The organism is Trinickia sp. NRRL B-1857 (assembly GCF_050470685.1).
Classification (GTDB): Bacteria; Pseudomonadota; Gammaproteobacteria; order Burkholderiales; family Burkholderiaceae; genus Trinickia.
The window spans coordinates 3,897,588-3,914,922 of record NZ_JBFLUK010000001.1; the positions used below are offsets into that span (position 1 = coordinate 3,897,588).

The following is a 17,335-nucleotide window of genomic DNA, read 5'->3' on the forward strand; positions in this document are numbered from 1 at the left end:
GGCGCCCGTTATGTCGATTCTGTCGTTCTTGCTCGGCGAGAAGAAGAAGTCTGCGGCGGTTGCAAAGGAACGCTTGCAGCTCATCATCGCGCACGAGCGCGCCGGCGGCCATCCGCCCGCCGATTACTTGCCCGCGCTTCAGCGTGAGCTCGTTGCCGTCATTTCGAAGTATGTGAAGATTTCCGACGACGATATCCGCGTCAGCCTCGAGCGGCAAGACGATCTCGAGGTTCTCGAGGTCAAGATCGAAATCCCGCAAGCCTAAGCGGCACCGCCGGCCGTTCGGCCGGCGTCCCATCGATAAGCGCGGCGTGCCGGTTGGCGCCGCGCTTTCGTTTTGTCGCGCCGCCCACGTCGCGCCCGCTCGATTACGACTCTGTTAAATCTGTCGCGGCGTGTTGCCGCCGAAACGGTCGCTCGACCGCCCGGCAATAAAGGGGCGCCCCCACCCCGAGTTCGTTGTAATAATGACCGAGGGCTGCTTACAAATTGCAACGCCCCCGCGGTCTCTCCTGCTGTTCAATCGCATTCATTCGACATTGCCGTCGAATCGACGAATAGCGAAGTTAGGAGAACAATGATGAAACGCTCGAAAGCACTCTGGATCGCAGGCGCGCTGGTTGCCTTGTTGCTGGGCGGATGTGTGATCGCACCCGCCCTCGGGTACTACGGCTATTACGGCGGGTACCACCACGGCTATTACTACGACCGTTGAGCGGGCGGATTCAGCGAAGGGCGGTTCGGATCAGGCCAGCAACGTTTCGAGTGCGATGACGGCCGCGAATGCCGCGGCGTTCGCGAGCACTGCTTCGACCACGATCGCAAGCCATGTCTTCGGCCGGAAGCGCATCGCGAGCAGTAATGCGAGCAGTAGCGCGAGCGCGAGGATGGCCACGATGTCGGCGTTATCGATGCGGATGTTCATCGTCGTCCCCTATGCAAGTGAGGCGAAAAAATGACATGAAACAGTGCGTCGAGCCCAGTATAGACGCGCGATTCGCACGGACAAGCCGGGAAAAATCCCGATGCTTGCATCGGGTGCGCGCGAGGGCGCATCCCGATATGTAATAAACCCGTTCGACTGAGGAATTTTTCGAGACAGGGTTGCACCAAGAGCGGAGGGCCGAGAGAGCGGCCGCCGAAAGAGGGGTGCTATTAAATGAGTTCGTCCGCTGGACGGTCGATCGAAGTCGATCTGCTACGCGGGATCGTGCTGATCGCGATCGCCGTCGATCACATTTCAACGAGCGTGCTGTCGCACGCCATGCTGCATAACTATGCCTATTGCGACGCGGCAGAGGTCTTCGTATTTTTAGGCGGGTATGCCTCGGCCTCGGGTTATACGAATATCGCGGCACGCCAAGGCGAATGGGCCGCGCGCCGTCGATTCCTCAAGCGCGCGTGGGAAATCTATCGCGCGTATTTGCTGACGGCCGCGCTGATGCTCGCCTGCGGCGCCGTCGTCGCGCGATTGCCGATCGCTCAACAACTCGTCACCGAAACGGGCTGGCCCCAATTTGCGCATCGGCCCTTGCAAAGCCTCGCTGAAATTGCGGTTTTGCGTCGACAGCCGTTTCTTTCCGCCGTGTTGCCGATGTATTTGCTCTACGCGCTGAGTATTTCGCTCGTCGTGCCATTCGCGCGGCGCTTGCCTGTCGTGTTCTTCGCCACCAGCCTGGCCGTTTGGCTCGGCGCCCCGTGGCTCGCGGCAAGCCTACCGGGCGTGGCCGATTGGCCGTTCAATCCGTTCGCTTGGCAGTTGTTGTTCATGCTTGGATTGCTGTGCCGGCTCCATCCCGTACCTACTCAAATGCAAACGTCGGGCGTGGGTCGTGCGCTGACCGGGGCGGCGTTCGCCTTGGCGCTCGCATTTACGTTCGTGAAGGTATGCATCGATACGCATCCGTCGCCTGGCTATATGAAGCAGAATCTGGCCAGCGTGCGTATCGTCAGTTTTCTCGCGCTTGCTTGGCTCTGCGCGCAGGCGGTGCGGCTAGGCTGGCTGCGGACATTGGCGGAGCGGGTGCCGGCCCTCGTGACGATCGGCAAGCAGGGGCTCGTTTGTTTCGTCGGCGGCACCGTCGTGTCGATCGTCGTCGATAGCGCCGTTCGTCTCGCCCACGCCGATACCAACGTGTTCGCTCGAGCGCTCGGCGATGTCGTCGCTATCGGGTCGCTATGGATGTTGGCGCGTTTCGCGACGACGCGGCGCGATCGCGCGCCGATGATCGCGCCGGCGGCCCAGCTTGTTCGCGTGCAAGCGGATGCACGCTCGATGAGAGGCCGGCGCGAGCGCTGATTAATCAGGTGAGCGGGACGTCGCGCGTTTCGCGCATCGCAAGGACTGCGATGAGACTGACGGCGGCCGCCACCGATACGTAGCCGCCTACCCATGCCAAGCCGCCGCGCGCAGCCAGCATTTGGGCGATGTAGGGCGCGACCGAAGCGCCGAGAATGCCGCCCAAGTTGTAGGAGACGCCGGCACCGGTGTAGCGCACGGCCGTCGGGAACAACTCCGGCAGCAACGCGCCCATCGGTGCGAACGTGGCGCCCATCAAGAATAGCTCCAGCGTCAAAAACGCCGTGATCAGCACGGGCGAGCCGCTGCCGACGAGCGGCGCCATCGTAAATCCCGATGCGATCGCTGCGATCGTGCCCGCGATCAGCACAGGACGCCGGCCGAAGCGATCGCTTGCCCAGGCGGCCAGCGGGGTGGCTAGCGCCATAAACAAAACCGCGAAACAGAGCATGCCGAGAAAGCTTTGTCGCGAGATGTGCAGCGTCGATACGCCGTACGAGAGCGTAAAGACGGTCGAGATATAGAAAAGCGTATAGCAGACGACCATCGCGAACGAGCCCGCGAGCGTCGCGCGCACATGGTTGGCGAGCAGCGAGGCAAGCGGCACGCGAACCCGTTCGGCGCGCTCGATGGCGGCGCGAAACGCGGGCGTTTCGGCGATCTTGAGACGAACGTACAAACCGAGCGCCACGAGCACCGCGCTCGAGATGAACGGCACGCGCCAACCCCATGTCCGGAACTGCGTGTCGGAGAGTCCGAGTGCGAGTGCGAAGAACAAGCCGTTCGACGCGAGAAAGCCTACCGACGGGCCAAGTTGGGGGAACATGCCGAACCACCCACGACGGCCCGCGGGGGCATTTTCCGTGGCGAGCAGCGCGGCGCCGCCCCATTCGCCGCCAAGGCCGATGCCTTGTCCGAAGCGAAGGATGCACAGCAGTACCGGCGCCAACGAGCCGAGGCTGTCATAGCCGGGCAAAAATCCGATCAGCGTGGTGGATAGACCCATGACGAGCAGCGAAGCGACGAGCGTCGATTTGCGGCCGATGCGATCGCCGAAGTGGCCGAACAAAAAGGAGCCGATCGGGCGGGCGATGAAGGCGATGCCGAACGTGACGAATGCGGATAACGCCTGCGCGGTCGGCGAGCCATGCGGAAAGAACACGGGACCGATGACGAGCGCGGCCGCCGTGGCGTAGACATAAAAATCGTAAAACTCGATCGCCGTCCCGATGAAGCTGGCGAACAGAATGCGCGTGCGGCTCGATGCGTTCGTCGCGTCGGACTCGGAAGTCACGGCGGGCGAGGACGTCGAAGCGGACATAGCGGGTCTCCGATAGTTGTAGCGGACGCCGCGCCGCATGCGGGCATGGGCGGCGTCCGACGTTGAGTCCATGTGGAACGGCACGATTGTGCGACCGCGTATCAAAGCACGAGCGGTGGCGGCAAACGGCGAGAAAAAACGGAAATGCGATTCGACAAGCAAGGGCGCGCGAATGGCGCGGGCGAGGCGGCGTCGGGTTCTCAAGCATGCCACCGGGTAGGCGGCGCGCGGCGAACGTGGCCGGGAGGTCCGGCAGCGCGGTGCGGGAAATTATAGCGAGCGCGGGTGATGGGCGCCAACGCTCGCGGGCGCGGGGCTTAGCCTCAGTCGAACGTCAGCGCTTGCGGTTCGGCGAGTTCGCGGAGCTGGAATTTGCCGTCGTCGTTGAAGAGCCAGTCTTCCATCAATTCGACCTGACCGACGCGGTTGAGCAATTTGGCCGGTGGCAAGGGTAGCGGTGCCGCTCGGCGTAGCGTAGCGAGCGCGGTGGCTTCGGCTTCGTCGTCGCCGTTGGTGCGATATACCGAGGAACGGACGACTTTGCCGTTTCGATCGACGGTGAATGCCACCACGACGAGCGAGCGCAACATGGCTTGCGGTGCGCGTCGTTCCAGATACGAAGGATTGCGTTCCGCGATCCGCCGGGCGACCGCGTCGCGATACTGATCGAGCGTCAGGCTATTGACTGCTGCGGGCGGCGGCAACGCAGCCGCGGGCGGGCGGGTCGGCGGCGTGAAGGTGCACGCGGACGCGACGAGCAGCGCGGCGCATACGGCTAGGCGCGACAATGGGCGGGCGCGTGAGGCGCGACAGCGCACGAGATCGATGGTCATGGCGGCTCGCGAAGTAACTTGCGCGCTGGAACTTGAACTGGAACTTGAAGTGGGACTGGATCGAGCGCGAGGCGATGTATGTCCAGCGTAGACAATGAGGTGCGTTCGCGCATCCCGATTTATGAGACGATCGTGCGCGCGCCCACGCCGCGCAGCGTTGCGTGTGCGGGCGCACGCGCAGGTCTGCATCGGTTGCAGAAATGCGGTGCTCTTACCGGACCTACGGGTAGATGCACACGATGCGTTGTCAGTACACGACAAGCGACTCCGCCCAGTAATGGGTGCCCATGTTCCCGCTGCCGTCGAGCATCCACGTGTAGTCGCCGTAACCCGCGCCCTCGCCGGGCCACGGATTCATGAAGTACAGCGCTTGGTAGCGCTTGTCGTAGCCGTCGACGACGATGAAATGGCCGCCCCCGTTCGGCCAGGTCCAAAGGACAACGACGGGGTCGCCCTGATCGATGCTCGTCGCGGTCAGGCCGAACGAGATCGAGCCATCGTAGTAGTGCGCATCGCGCCGGCCGAGCGACCAGAGGATCCCGCTGATCCCGGTTGTCCCGGAGAGGGTGTTCGGCGAGTTCGCGTTGTCATTCCAATCGAACGGCGCCTGTGTACAGGCATACCCGATCGAACCCACCCAGTTCGCGATGCCGCACTGCGTGCTCGAGACGCCGCGATACGAGAGTACTGCGTTCGCATCGGCGGCCCAGCACCATTCGCTGTGCTGCTGAGTGACTTGAGGGACGTCGAGTTGTTGGGCGGTTGCGGGGGCGAGCGCGACGGCGCTGACGACGAGTCCGCCCGAAAGGCGGACGGCAATGCTTGAGTTCACGACCAATCTCCGTAACGCGGCTTGCGCGTCAATGTCCGACGCGCGGATCGCGCATACCGCGCCTTACGCTTTGCCGCAGTGCATCGCTGAGTTGAGCATCGGATAGCGCCGCTGTCGACTCTATGGAACCGGCGATGCCGGTCCGTGCGTTCATGAGCGGAACGTAGACGGGCTGACCGGCGTTCGTCTTCGTGTCTGGTGTCCGGGCGGGGCGCACTTCGATGAAATCCGCGACCGCTTGCTGGCTCCTAACGAAGCGCAGGCGCGCCGTGGGAGCTTGCTGCCGGTAGCTTGCGGCGGTGGAGGCGATGGCGCGCGCAAGCTCGCTCGCGCCGGCTTGGACCATCGCCCAAGTGCCGTTGATGCGGGCCACGGTGATGAGCCCGATACCCTGACCGTTGGACATGACGATGAAGCGCCATTCATCGCCGCCATAGAGGCTTTCGCCAAGGCGCTTGCCGGATAGAAGCGCTTTCGGATCGACGAGATAGGTTTCGAATCCCTCGCCGATCGTGGCTTGGGATAGCGTCCGATCGTCGGCGATGCCGAAGATGTGACGTATGCCGCCGGCGCCGGATGCCGATTCGGGTAATCGTGCGACCAGCGTGGCCAATCCGGCGATGGCCGCCTGTCGTTGGGGGGAACCGGTTTGGCGCGATAAAACGCCGATATCGGTGGGCGATGCGGGCGTCGGGCCTGCGTAGGCGGGGGCCGACGAGAAGACACAGGCGATGATTGCGAACAATCCAAACAAAGCCGCTGACCGTTGACGATTTTTCACAAAAACACTCCTCGGGAGACGTTTGCGGCGATAGCGATCGAACTGAACCGCTTCGCTGAGGTCGTCTCATATACGGAGAAAAACACTAATCAACTCTTTTGTAAAGCCGGTAGTTATTCGGTAACCTTTTCTTGAATTCGTCATTCATTAATTAATCGAAGGCGGTCGATAAATGATGCTTGCGACGCATGATTCGATACGACGCTATCACGTGGCATACGCGCCTCTCGATTCGATCGACGAAGCGATTGCGCGGCTGCGCGGAGCCGTCACGCTGACCGATTGGTTCGAGGCGCTTGCGAGCGCGGGACGCAGCGCGGGTTTCGATTACACGACGTTCGTTCTGCTGCCGGGCAGCGGCTTGCACTGTGACGACGCGTTCGTTCGCAGCAACTGCGCGCCCGGCGTCGTGCGGCTCTATCGAAGCGGCAGGACGGCGCGAGCGTGCCCGTTGCTCGACTATGCTTGCACGCACACGAGCCCCGTCGTATGGGGCGAGGAGTGGTACGTCGAGTCGTGCGCACGGGCGCTCTACGAACAAGTGCACGAAGGCGGGTTGCGTTGGGGCGTGCTGTTGCCCGTGCATGGACCACGCTGCAAGACCGGCATGCTCAGCTTCGCGAGCCGGGCGGATACCGCGGCGGCGAAACAGGAAGCGATGGCGCACCTGGCGCTACTCGGCTGGGTACGCGATGTGGCGATGGAAACCGCACTGCCGCACGTCGACCGATATTTCGCCTCGATCCTGCCTAAATTCACCCCGCGAGAATCGGAAATTATGAAATGGTGGGTATTTGGAAAAACCGCCTCGGAAATCGCACTTATTCTCGATTGCTCGCAGTCTGCAATCAATTTTCATTTGGCGAATATTCGAACGAAATTAGGGGTGAATACGAGCCGCGCCGCAGGTGTGAAAGCGATTGAATTGGGGCTGCTCGAATGAAGGTTCCCTCATTGCGCGATCGAACACCTTCCAGAGCGAGCGCCGCCGAGGACATCCGGCACTCGACATCTCGGCGGCGGTGTTCGTCGGCTAGGCGTCGACGAACGTGAGCTCTAGCGACGAACTCGTTTGCCCGGTCACCGAATACTTCAGTGAGGGGGCGCCAAACTTCGATTCGTCGGTAACGGATAGCATGCCCGTATCGCGGTGGTGGCCGATCGTGGCTTGATAGAAGCCCGCTTGGCCGCGTTCCACATCCTTGGCATCGGCGAACAGGACGCCCATCAGATTTTCGTCGGGCGTATGGTCACCGTCGAGCCGGATCCCGATATCGGCTTTCGTGCCGGTGTCGAGACAGCGCGTGTGCTTCGCTACGCGACCATTGATGAAGAGCACCTGATCGTCCCAGTTCGGATCGCGGGCGATGCAGACGGGCAGGCTGGCGTGATTCGTTACGCGTACAACAGGATCAGTCATGACAGTTTCTCCGTGTCGAACGACCGCCGCGTCCGCGCGACGTCGCCCGATGCCGGCGACGCAACGCCGGTCATTGAAATGACGCGGTGGGGCATGGTCGCGCCGGTTCGCCGTCTTGATTCGCTTTGCCGTGCAGATTCGGACGATCTCTTCGTTTCGACGATCTTCGACGATTCGTGCGGTGCGGCGCCGGCATCGCGCGGGGATCGATTCGTTCGGGCATCGCGTATGCAGGCGTTATCTTGTGTTGCCGGCGATCGGCGCGTCGGCGGCCATCTCAGAAAGGAGACGGGCGATGCTCATTGCGAAATGCCGGAATGCGGCTGCTGCGATCGGATTTGCCGCGTTGATCGTATCGGGTTGCTCGCTGCTGCAATCGAGCGCCGAGGTCACGCCGGTCGATCAGCAGTTCATGTTGACTGCCGCCAGTGCCGGAACAGCCGAGGTGGATATGGCCGAACTCGCGCAACATCAAGCGGGCGATCCGGCCGTGAGGGCTTATGGCCGTCGACTTGCGCAGGAGCACGCGGCGATCAACGAGGCGCTGACGCAATTGGCCGAGCGCAAGCACGTCAAGCTCATCAAGGCGATGGATCCGGCCGACCGGACACTTTATGAGGAACTGACGCACTTGAGCGGTCGTCTATTCGACCGCGAGTATCTGCGCGCGCAGATCAACATTCATCGAATGGGAAATGCGCTGTACGACAGCGAAGCGCAGGCGGGTGAAGACGCCGACGTGAAGGCGTTCGCGGCGAAAGATGCGCCGGCCGGCGCCGAGCATTTGCGTTTAGCGCAGTCGCTGCTGGCGAGTGAAGGAGATTGAAAGACGCTGCTGGCGCCTCCCTCGCAACGCTCGGTTCGATCGCGTCTTGCGCAGACTTCAGAACAGCTCGGGTGGCCGCCGGTCGACGAACTCCCTCGGCACGGTCTCGGGCAACGTGAACTCGATGTGCGGCAGTGCATCGAGCAGGCCTTCGAAGTTGGCATCGGCTTCGCTCGTGAAGAGTCCGTCCAGGTAGTCGTAGGTCATCAGCGGGATAAGCGCGTTGAGCGCCGCCCGCGCGTCCCCCTGAGGGCCGGAATCGAGCGCATCGACATCGAGAGTGATCTGACACCCACCGTCGCGATGACAAGCGATTGCCCCGACATCGATGATCTTGCCCGCAGCGTTTTGGGCGAGCACGCGAGACTCGGCTGCGAACAAGCGAAAGGGACGGTCGAATTGGGGGAGGGCGGTGCTCGATTCGGACGCCATGTTCGTTTCTCCGGAAATGATGCGATCGCGCGTGAGCCGCTAACGAGGCTGAGGTGCGTGGTCGGTTTCGGAGAAGCGGCGCAACGTTTGTGCCGGGGGCAGGGGGGTACTGGCGGAGGGCGTGGGATTCGAACCCACGAAGGCCGTAAAGCCTTGCCGGTTTTCAAGACCGGTGCATTCAACCGCTCTGCCAGCCCTCCGAGAGGCGCGATTGTAACCCGAAAACGATGCGGCGCTCGCAATCGAGCGCGCATCGCTTCGCGGATCAGGCTTCCCGTTCGTCCAAGAACAGCGCCTGCAAATCGTTCAAGAATCGCTGCCCGAGCGGTGTGGGCGCGATCTTTTCATACGAGCGCTCGATCAGACCCCGCCGTTCGGCCTCCTGCAAGGCAGGCTCCATCGAGGTCATCTGTAACCCCGTGCGTTCGACGAATCGATGCACGGGAAACCCTTCCACGAGTCGCAGCGCGTTGAGCATGAATTCGAACGGCAGGTCGTGCGCGGACACTTCGTGCTCTTCCTGAACCGGCGATCCCGCCCGAGCTTGTTCCATGAACGTGGCCGGATGCTTGTAACGCGCCTGCCGCACGATGCGATGCGCGAACGAGAGCTTCGAATGCGCACCGGCGCCGATGCCGAGGTAATCGCCGAAACGCCAGTAGTTCAGGTTGTGTTTGCACTGATGATTTGGCTTCGCATACGCCGACACCTCATAGCGCGCATAGCCAGCCGCACTCGTGCGCTCATGAATCCACTCTTGCATGTCGGCGGACGCATCGTCGTCGGGCAACGCAGGAGGGAACTTCGCAAAGAGCGTATTGGGCTCGAGCGTCAGGTGATACAGCGACAAATGCGGCGGTGCAAAAGAAAGCGCGGTTTCGATGTCGGCCCGGCATTCGTCCAGCGTTTGCTTCGGCAGCGCGAACATCAGATCGAGGTTGAAGTTCTCGAAGTGGCGAGCGGCGATCTCCACGGCGCGGCGCGCGTCGTTCGTGTCGTGGATGCGCCCCAGCGCCTTCAAATGCGCTTCATTGAAGCTTTGGATGCCGACCGACAGCCGGTTCACGCCGCTCGCGCGAAATTGCGCGAACTTCTCGGCTTCGAACGTGCCGGGATTGGCTTCCATCGTGATTTCCGCATCGGCGTCGAGCGGCAGCAGTGCGCGCACATCCGACAGCAGACGGTCGAGCCCCCGCGCGGACAATAAGCTCGGCGTGCCGCCCCCGATAAACACCGTATGCACCTGCCGGCCCCAGACGAGCGGCAGCGCCTGCTCGAGATCGGCGCGCAGCGCATCGAGATAGTCGTCTTCGGGGAAGCGCTCGCCTTTCCATTCGTGCGAATTGAAATCGCAGTAGGGGCACTTGCGCACGCACCACGGAAAGTGCACGTAAAGCGCAAGCGGCGGAAGTGAGGTCAGCCGGATCGAACCTGGGGCGGTGAACGCCTGCACGACGCCGGATCGCGTGCCGATCATCGCTCCTCCTTGAGCCGGGCCAAGAGCGCGGCTAGCGCAATGGCACGGTGGCTCCGAGCGTTCTTGACGGACGGCTCGAGTTGCGCGGCCGTCGCGTTCAAATTAGGCAGAAAGAAGTAGGGGTCATAGCCGAAACCATGCTCGCCTCGCGGCGCGTCCAAGATTTCGCCGTGCCAGCGTCCCTCGGCGATCAGCGGCTCGGGATCGTCGGCGTGCCGAACGAGAGCGAGCACGCAAAAATAATAGCCGCGCCGATCGCTCTCGCCGCGTAGCCGTTCGACGAGATACGCATTGTTGGCCGCATCGCTTTTTTCGCCGCCGGCGCGCTGCGCAAAACGGGCCGAGTAGACACCCGGCTCGCCGCCGAGGGCGCGCACGCATAGGCCCGAATCGTCGGCCAATGCAGGCAAACCCGTCAATCGCGACGCGTGGCGAGCCTTCGCGAGCGCATTTTCGACGAACGTCACATGGGGCTCTTCGGCTTCAGGCACGCCGAGTTCGCCCTGAGCGACAAGTGCAATACCGGCCGCGCCGAGCATGGCGTCGAACTCGCGCAGCTTGCCCGCGTTGTTGGACGCGAGCACGACGCGCGCGAGCGGCGAGCCGGCGAGATCACTCATCGTGTACTCCCAAGGCGATCGGTTGCTGCGCGCCGTCGGTGCCGTCCAGCGCCGCCTTTTGCTTGGCAACGAGCGTGCCGATGCCTTGCTGGGCGAGCTCGAGCAAAGCGTTCATTTCCTCGCGTGAGAACGGCGCGCCTTCGGCCGTACCTTGCACTTCGACAAAACCGCCCGCGCCCGTCATGACGACGTTCATGTCGGTGTCGCAGCGCGAATCCTCATCGTAGTCCAAATCGAGAACGGGCATGCCTTCGTAGATGCCGACCGAAATCGCCGCGACGTAATCGGTGATGGGCGACTGCGCGATACGGCCCGCGGCGATCAACTTGGCGACCGCATCGTGCGCGGCCACGAACGCGCCCGTGATGCTGGCGGTGCGAGTGCCGCCGTCCGCTTGGATGACGTCGCAATCGATATGCAGCGTGCGCGGGCCGAGCCGCTCGAGGTCGAATACGGCGCGCAGCGCACGCCCGATGAGGCGCTGAATTTCCTGCGTACGGCCGGTTTGTTTGCCGCGCGCCGCTTCGCGGTCGCTACGCGTGTGCGTTGCGCGCGGCAGCATGCCGTATTCGGCCGTGAGCCAGCCTTGGTTGCGTTCGCGCAAAAATTCGGGAACGCGTTCGGCCACGCTCGCGGTGCAAATGACCTTCGTGTCGCCGAACTCGACGAGCACGGAGCCTTCGGCATGCTTCGTGTAGTGGCGCGTAATGCGCACATCGCGCAGAGCATCGGCGGCGCGGCCGCTAGGGCGTTGAACGTTATCGGGCATGGTGAGCATCGGAAGCGGCCGTGGCCGCGTGAGAGGAAGGGAAACCGCAATTTTACCGCTGCGGACGCGATGCATGTCCGCTGTCCCGCTGCGCCGGGCGTGCTCCTCAAAAATGGGATAATGCGCATTCAACGCTTTCGCGCCGGGTCGACGCGCGAAGCGGCTCGAACAACCGGCCGGCGACGGCCTCAATCGCGAGACGGACGATGATTTACAGCATGACAGGCTACGCGAGCGCAACGCGCGAACTCGCGGCCGCAGGCGGTACCGGAGCCATGAGCGTGTCGGTCGAACTGCGTACCGTGAATTCGCGTTTTCTCGACCTGAACTTCCGTATGCCCGAGGAGGCGCGCACGTGCGAGCCGACACTGCGCGAAATGCTGATGACGAAGCTCTCGCGCGGCAAGGTCGACATCCGCGTGAACTTCCAACGCAGCGAGCAAACGTCTACGGCAGGTTCGCTCAACCGCGATGCGCTGGCACAGTTGGCCGTGCTCGAGCGCGCGGTTCTCGACGCGTTCCCCGGTAGCGAGCGTATGCGCACGGGCGAAATTCTGCGCTGGCCCGGCGTGCTCGCCGAATCGAACGTGTCGCCCGATACGCTGCGCGATGCGGTGCTCGCGTGCGGCAAGCAAGCGATCGGCGAACTCGTCGACGTGCGTGCGCGCGAAGGCGCGCAATTGGCGACGATGTTGCTCGGCAACGTGACGGAGATGGAAACGATCGTCGCGCGTATCACGCCGCTCGTGCCCGAACTCATCGCGAAGCATCAGCAAAAGATCGTCGAGCGTCTGCAAGAAGCGCTCGGGATCGCGGCGCCCGACGCGGCGGCCACGATCGTCTCGCGCGAAGAGATTGCGGAGCGCATCCGCCAAGAAGTGACGATGTACGGCATCCGTATCGATATCGCCGAAGAGCTGTCGCGGCTCACCGCGCACTTGAACGAAACGCGCCACGTGATCGAGAAGGGCGGCAAGGTCGGCAAGCGCCTGGACTTCATGATGCAGGAACTGAATCGCGAAGCGAACACGCTCGGATCGAAGGCGGCGGCGAAGGAGTTGGCCGACGCGTCGATGACGCTCAAGCTGCTCATCGAGCAAATGCGCGAGCAAGTGCAGAATCTGGAGTAAGGATCACCATGACAGCGTCCACACAAGAAGCGAACGCGGCGCATCCGACGCCGCACAACCCCTACGCCGGCGCCTATCCCGGCAATCTGTTCATGGTGGTGGCGCCCTCGGGCGCGGGCAAGTCGACGCTCGTGAACGCATTGCTGGCTCGCGATCCCGCGATTCGTCTGTCGATCTCGTACACGACCCGCAAGCCGCGTCCGGGCGAGCAAGACGGCCAGCACTATCACTTCACGACGGTCGAGGATTTCCTCGAGCGGCATGGTCGCGGCGAGTTTCTCGAAAGCGCGGAAGTGCACGGCAACTACTACGCGACCTCGCGTCTGTGGATCGAGCAGCAGATGAAGAGCGGCCACGACGTGCTGCTCGAAATCGATTGGCAAGGCGCGCAGCAAGTGAAGAAGCGCTTCCGCAACGCGGTGGAGATTTTCATCTTGCCGCCCTCGCTCGCGGCGCTCGAAGAACGCTTGAAAAAGCGCGGGCAAGACGAGCCGAACGTGATCACGCGCCGATTGCTTGCCGCCGGCAGCGAGATCGCGCACGCGGCCGAATCCGAGTACGTGATCATCAACGAGCACTTCGAACGCGCGCTGGCCGAGTTGCAGTGCGTGGTCGATGCGACGCGTCTACGCTTTGCGTCGCAATACGCGCGCCATACCCAGCTTTTCGTCGAGCTCGGCATCCATCTGCCTCACGCCGAGTAAAGACGGACGCTTGCGCACATAAGGTAGAATGAGCAACATATTGAGAAGGAATTTCGAAACATGGCCCGCATTACCGTCGAAGACTGCCTGAAGCAAATCCCGAATCGTTTCGAGCTGGCGCTCGCCGCGACGTATCGCGCTCGTCAGCTTGCACAAGGCCACACGCCGAAGATCGAAAGCCGCGACAAGCCCACCGTGGTTGCGCTGCGAGAGATCGCGGCGGGCCAAGTCGGTCTCGAGATGCTGAAGAAGGTTCCCGTCTAAAGCGTCGGACGCGCTAGGCGTTTCTCGCGCCTAGCGCCGTCTCGAGCCATGCAAGTCAGCGCATAGCCCGCATAGCGATCGATACCGGAGGCGAAAATGAGCGCTACCCCATCGTCCGCCTCCGCTTCCAACGATGCCGTGCACCTCGAGCACGAGCATGACGTCGAAGCGCCGGGCCCGGCGCGCAAGTACATCGACGCGGTTCTCGAACAATCGTTTCGCCACCTGTTCGGGCCGACCGCCACGCCTGAGCAACCCCGTAAGCACGATGTCGTTTCGATCGCGAAACTCACCTCGATGCTCGCCGGTTACCTCAGCACCGAAGAGATCAAAGAGGTCAAGACCGCGTTCCACTTCAGCGATGAAGCGCACCTTGGCCAGTATCGCCAAAGCGGCGAACCGTACATCACACACCCCGTAGCCGTCGCCGAAACCTGCGCCGGTTGGAAGCTCGACGCGCAGTCGATCATGGCCGCGCTGTTGCATGACGTCATGGAAGATCAGGGCGTCACCAAGACCGAGCTGGCCGAGCGCTTCGGCCCAAAGGTGGCGGAACTCGTCGACGGGTTGTCCAAGCTCGATAAGATGGAGTTTCGCAATCGCGAGGAAGCGCAGGCGGAAAATTTCCGCAAAATGCTGCTCGCGATGGCGCGCGACGTTCGCGTCATCCTCGTCAAGCTGGCCGATCGGCTGCACAACATGCGCACGCTCGGGGCGGTGCCGCCGGAGAAGCGCCGGCGCGTAGCGCGCGAGACGCTCGACATTTACGCGCCGATCGCACACCGCCTAGGGTTGAACAATACCTATCGCGAGCTGCAAGACCTTAGTTTCGCCAACTTCAATCCGCACCGATACGCCACGCTCGAGAAAGCCGTGAAGGCGGCGCGCGGCAACCGGCGCGAAGTCGTCGGCAAGATTTTGGAGTCGGTGCAGCGCGCGATCGCCGATGCGCAAATCGAAGCCGAGGTAACGGGCCGCGAGAAAACGATCTTCAGCATCTATAAGAAGATGCGCGACAAGCAGCTGTCGTTCTCGCAGGTGCTCGACGTTTACGGTTTCCGCGTCGTCGTGGGCAGCGCGCTCGAATGCTACACCTGCATCGGTGTCCTGCATGCCTTGTACAAGCCCGTGCCGGGCAAATTCAAGGACTACATCGCGATCCCGAAGGTCAACGGCTATCAATCGCTGCATACGACGCTCGTTGGCCCGTTCGGCGCGCCGATCGAGTTTCAGGTGCGTACGCGCAAGATGCACGAGATCGCCGAGGCCGGCGTTGCGGCGCACTGGCTTTATAAGAACGGCGGCGCCGATCTGAACGACGTCCAAAAGCGCGCGCATCAGTGGCTGAAGTCGCTGCTCGACATCCAGAGCGAGGCGGGCGACTCGAGCGAGTTCCTCGAGCACGTGAAGATCGATCTGTTCCCGGACGCGGTCTACGTTTTCACGCCGAAGTCGAAGATCATGGCGCTTCCGCGCGGCTCGACGGCGCTCGACTTCGCTTATTCGATCCACAGCGATCTCGGCAATCAGTGCGTCGCCGTCAAGATCAACAACGAGTTGCTGCCGCTGCGCACCGAGCTCAAGAGCGGCGATATCGTCGAAGTCATCACGGCACCGTATTCGAAGCCCAATCCGGCGTGGCTGGGGTTCGTTCGCACGGGCAAGGCGCGCTCGGCGATTCGGCACTATCTGAAGACGATGCGGTTGAACGAGTCGGTCCAATTGGGCGAGCGTCTCGTCGACCAGAGCCTAAAGGGTTACGGACTTTCGCTTGCCGAGATCGAGCCCGAAGTATGGGACAAGCTCGTGCAATGGACGGGCAACAAGAATCGCCAAGAAATCTTTGCCGATATCGGGCTCGGCCGCCGTGTCGCGGCCGTTATGGCCAAGCGCATCGAAGTGCTCGTCAACGGGCGCGATACCGACGACGAACACGGCCGGGCCGAGCATGCCGGCGCGGCGCCGCATGCGCCGCCCGTCGTCATCACCGGGACCGAAGGGATGTCGGTGCAGCTGTCCGCGTGCTGCCGTCCGATTCCGGGCGACGACATCATGGGCTATATCGGCATCGGGCTCGGCATGGCGATTCATACGACCGATTGCCGGGTTGCACAGCGCATTCACAGGCGCGACCCAGGGCGTTGGATCGACGTCGCATGGGCGCCTCAACCCGGCCGCTTGTTCGACGTGGCGGTAAAGGTGCTGGTGTGCAACGTGAAGGGTGTCTTCGCCCGCGTGGCAGCCGACATCACCTCGGCGGATGCGAATATCGTTCACATCGCAATGGACGAGGATTTGTCGCAGGAATCGACGGTGCTGCGGTTCGTGATCCAGGTCAGCGATCGGGTGCACTTAGCGAACGTCATGCGACGCGTCAGAACGAACCCCGACGTCATGCGTATCGTGCGCGAGCGTCCGAGCGAAGACGGTCATCATCGTCACGACGGTGGGATGCGGATCGAGCGGGAGCGGGGCGATTACTGATCGGTACAAGGCCCGCCACGGATCGTGGCGGGCGCATTCTCTCTTTCCGGGGTGGTGGATCGAGCGAAATCCGGCACTGAAGGGCGGGGGAAGGCCGAAAGAAGGCCGAAAAAACAAAGGGCCTTCCGTATGGAAGGCCCTTCATAGGTGGCGCGGCTGGCAGGATTCGAACCCACGACCCCTTGGTTCGTAGCCAAGTACTCTATCCAACTGAGCTACAGCCGCACGCTAAAACGGTAATGCCGAACTTCGGTGAAACAAAAGAGCCTTCGGTGAAGAAGGCTCTTGAAAAGAGTGGCGCGGCTGGCAGGATTCGAACCCACGACCCCTTGGTTCGTAGCCAAGTACTCTATCCAACTGAGCTACAGCCGCACGCAGAAGCGAAATTATAGCAAAGTTCGGAGAAAAGGGAAGACGTCGGTGCGAGTTTCTTCAATCTTTCTTGCGAAGGCTCCCATCGTGTACGCTTGAAGATTGTTTGCACGCAGTCATTCGCACCATGAACAAAGCATTTGTCAAAGAGTCGAGCGACGCCGACGACGACGATCTCGACATCGCCCAGCCGGAGATCCCGGCCGGCACCAAGAACTACATGACCCCTGCGGGGCACAAGCGCATGCGCGACGAGCTGCTGCGTCTGATCGACGTGGAGCGGCCCGATGTCGTCAAGCTCGTGTCCTGGGCGGCGTCGAATGGCGATCGTTCGGAAAACGGCGATTACATCTACGGAAAGCGCCGGCTGCGCGAGATCGACCGCCGGATTCGCTTCCTGACGAAGCGGCTCGACTTGGCCGAGGTCGTCGATGCCAGCAAGCAAGAGAACGTCGATCAGGTGTTCTTCGGCGCGTCGGTCGAGTATGCGGCCGAGGACGGCGAAACGCATACGGTAACGATCGTCGGCGTTGACGAGGTCGATCTCGATCGCGGTCACGTCAGTTGGATCTCGCCGATTGCGCGCGCACTGCTGAAGGCGCGGATCGGCGACACGGTCACGCTCCATACCCCGGCGGGGCCGGAACAAATCGACGTCCTCGATGTGCGGTATCCGGCGGGGGATTAGTGTGCGGTACCGTCGGCGCCGCGGTTTGCGATGGCGGCGGGACGGTGTCGTCGTGCCGGTCGCATAAGGCAATAAAAAAGGCG

The 17,335-nt window shown here is 62.4% G+C and carries 20 protein-coding genes and 3 tRNA genes; 10 read left to right on the forward strand and 13 right to left on the reverse strand.

Going from position 1 to position 17,335, the window contains the following annotated elements:
- Window positions 1-10 precede the first annotated feature (10 nt).
- Complete coding sequence (minE, locus tag AB1286_RS17435; RefSeq protein WP_102608594.1) at window positions 11-265, forward strand: cell division topological specificity factor MinE; 255 nt, start codon at window positions 11-13, stop codon at window positions 263-265.
- A gap of 315 nt (window positions 266-580) precedes the next feature.
- A complete protein-coding gene (locus tag AB1286_RS17440; protein ID WP_430364432.1) occupies window positions 581-715 on the forward strand; it encodes a hypothetical protein in 135 nt (44 codons plus the stop codon).
- A gap of 30 nt (window positions 716-745) precedes the next feature.
- Here the strand turns inward: AB1286_RS17440 and AB1286_RS17445 are convergent, their stop codons facing one another.
- Window positions 746-925 (reverse strand): hypothetical protein, encoded by a 180-nt coding sequence (locus tag AB1286_RS17445; protein ID WP_430364433.1) that lies wholly within the window; start codon window positions 923-925, stop codon window positions 746-748.
- Between the two features lie 234 nt (window positions 926-1,159).
- On the opposite strand from AB1286_RS17445, the gene AB1286_RS17450 reads away from it, so the two are divergent.
- Complete coding sequence (locus AB1286_RS17450) at window positions 1,160-2,299, forward strand: OpgC domain-containing protein (protein ID WP_430364434.1); 1,140 nt, start codon at window positions 1,160-1,162, stop codon at window positions 2,297-2,299.
- A gap of 4 nt (window positions 2,300-2,303) precedes the next feature.
- Here AB1286_RS17450 and AB1286_RS17455 read toward each other — a convergent pair whose 3' ends face one another.
- From AB1286_RS17455 to AB1286_RS17470, 4 genes are all read right to left on the reverse strand, one after another.
- The gene (locus AB1286_RS17455) at window positions 2,304-3,620 is read right to left on the reverse strand and encodes an MFS transporter (protein ID WP_430364435.1); all 1,317 of its coding nucleotides are present in this window, start codon (window positions 3,618-3,620) and stop codon (window positions 2,304-2,306) included.
- Between the two features lie 323 nt (window positions 3,621-3,943).
- Window positions 3,944-4,453, reverse strand: coding sequence for an energy transducer TonB family protein (locus tag AB1286_RS17460; RefSeq protein ID WP_430364436.1), 510 nt, complete (start codon window positions 4,451-4,453; stop codon window positions 3,944-3,946).
- 247 nt (window positions 4,454-4,700) lie between these two features.
- Window positions 4,701-5,285, reverse strand: a complete 585-nt coding sequence (locus AB1286_RS17465) for a C39 family peptidase (protein WP_430364437.1) — start codon at window positions 5,283-5,285, stop codon at window positions 4,701-4,703.
- A gap of 28 nt (window positions 5,286-5,313) precedes the next feature.
- Entirely contained in the window at window positions 5,314-6,066 is a 753-nt protein-coding gene (locus AB1286_RS17470; protein ID WP_430364438.1) for a hypothetical protein, read from the reverse strand.
- 211 nt (window positions 6,067-6,277) lie between these two features.
- On the opposite strand from AB1286_RS17470, the gene AB1286_RS17475 reads away from it, so the two are divergent.
- Window positions 6,278-7,009: an autoinducer binding domain-containing protein gene (locus AB1286_RS17475; RefSeq protein ID WP_430364439.1), complete on the forward strand. Its 732-nt coding sequence runs from the start codon at window positions 6,278-6,280 to the stop codon at window positions 7,007-7,009.
- Window positions 7,010-7,099: 90 nt separating this feature from the next.
- Here the strand turns inward: AB1286_RS17475 and AB1286_RS17480 are convergent, their stop codons facing one another.
- Window positions 7,100-7,486 carry a hypothetical protein gene (locus tag AB1286_RS17480; protein WP_430364440.1) on the reverse strand — a complete coding sequence of 129 codons (387 nt, stop codon included), beginning with the start codon at window positions 7,484-7,486 and terminating at the stop codon, window positions 7,100-7,102.
- A 295-nt stretch (window positions 7,487-7,781) separates the two neighbouring features.
- On the opposite strand from AB1286_RS17480, the gene AB1286_RS17485 reads away from it, so the two are divergent.
- Window positions 7,782-8,312, forward strand: a complete 531-nt coding sequence (locus tag AB1286_RS17485) for a DUF4142 domain-containing protein (protein ID WP_430364441.1) — start codon at window positions 7,782-7,784, stop codon at window positions 8,310-8,312.
- A gap of 57 nt (window positions 8,313-8,369) precedes the next feature.
- Here the strand turns inward: AB1286_RS17485 and AB1286_RS17490 are convergent, their stop codons facing one another.
- The 5 genes from AB1286_RS17490 to rph all read right to left on the reverse strand — a co-directional run bounded on the left by AB1286_RS17490 (window position 8,370) and on the right by rph (window position 11,610).
- Complete coding sequence (locus tag AB1286_RS17490) at window positions 8,370-8,744, reverse strand: hypothetical protein (RefSeq protein WP_430364442.1); 375 nt, start codon at window positions 8,742-8,744, stop codon at window positions 8,370-8,372.
- Window positions 8,745-8,854: 110 nt separating this feature from the next.
- A tRNA-Ser gene (locus AB1286_RS17495) sits at window positions 8,855-8,944 on the reverse strand.
- A gap of 65 nt (window positions 8,945-9,009) precedes the next feature.
- A complete protein-coding gene (hemW, locus tag AB1286_RS17500) occupies window positions 9,010-10,221 on the reverse strand; it encodes a radical SAM family heme chaperone HemW (protein WP_430364443.1) in 1,212 nt (403 codons plus the stop codon).
- Window positions 10,218-10,841 (reverse strand): RdgB/HAM1 family non-canonical purine NTP pyrophosphatase, encoded by a 624-nt coding sequence (gene rdgB / locus AB1286_RS17505; protein ID WP_430364444.1) that lies wholly within the window; start codon window positions 10,839-10,841, stop codon window positions 10,218-10,220. The genes hemW and rdgB overlap by 4 nt, the downstream gene beginning before the upstream one ends.
- Entirely contained in the window at window positions 10,834-11,610 is a 777-nt protein-coding gene (rph, locus tag AB1286_RS17510) for a ribonuclease PH (protein ID WP_430364445.1), read from the reverse strand. The genes rdgB and rph overlap by 8 nt, the downstream gene beginning before the upstream one ends.
- Before the next feature lie 206 nt (window positions 11,611-11,816).
- Between rph and AB1286_RS17515 the strand changes: the two genes are divergently transcribed.
- From AB1286_RS17515 to AB1286_RS17530, 4 genes are all read left to right on the forward strand, one after another.
- Complete coding sequence (locus AB1286_RS17515) at window positions 11,817-12,740, forward strand: YicC/YloC family endoribonuclease (protein ID WP_430364446.1); 924 nt, start codon at window positions 11,817-11,819, stop codon at window positions 12,738-12,740.
- Between the two features lie 8 nt (window positions 12,741-12,748).
- A complete protein-coding gene (gmk, locus tag AB1286_RS17520) occupies window positions 12,749-13,444 on the forward strand; it encodes a guanylate kinase (RefSeq protein WP_430364447.1) in 696 nt (231 codons plus the stop codon).
- Window positions 13,445-13,504: 60 nt separating this feature from the next.
- Window positions 13,505-13,708, forward strand: coding sequence for a DNA-directed RNA polymerase subunit omega (gene rpoZ / locus AB1286_RS17525; RefSeq protein WP_006400783.1), 204 nt, complete (start codon window positions 13,505-13,507; stop codon window positions 13,706-13,708).
- A gap of 96 nt (window positions 13,709-13,804) precedes the next feature.
- Window positions 13,805-16,192, forward strand: coding sequence for a RelA/SpoT family protein (locus tag AB1286_RS17530; RefSeq protein WP_430364448.1), 2,388 nt, complete (start codon window positions 13,805-13,807; stop codon window positions 16,190-16,192).
- A 148-nt stretch (window positions 16,193-16,340) separates the two neighbouring features.
- Here the strand turns inward: AB1286_RS17530 and AB1286_RS17535 are convergent.
- Window positions 16,341-16,417, reverse strand: a tRNA-Arg gene (locus AB1286_RS17535).
- 70 nt (window positions 16,418-16,487) lie between these two features.
- Window positions 16,488-16,564: transfer RNA gene (locus AB1286_RS17540), tRNA-Arg, on the reverse strand.
- Window positions 16,565-16,691: 127 nt separating this feature from the next.
- On the opposite strand from AB1286_RS17540, the gene greB reads away from it, so the two are divergent.
- Window positions 16,692-17,252: a transcription elongation factor GreB gene (greB, locus tag AB1286_RS17545; protein ID WP_430364449.1), complete on the forward strand. Its 561-nt coding sequence runs from the start codon at window positions 16,692-16,694 to the stop codon at window positions 17,250-17,252.
- The last annotated feature ends 83 nt before the right edge of the window (window positions 17,253-17,335 follow it).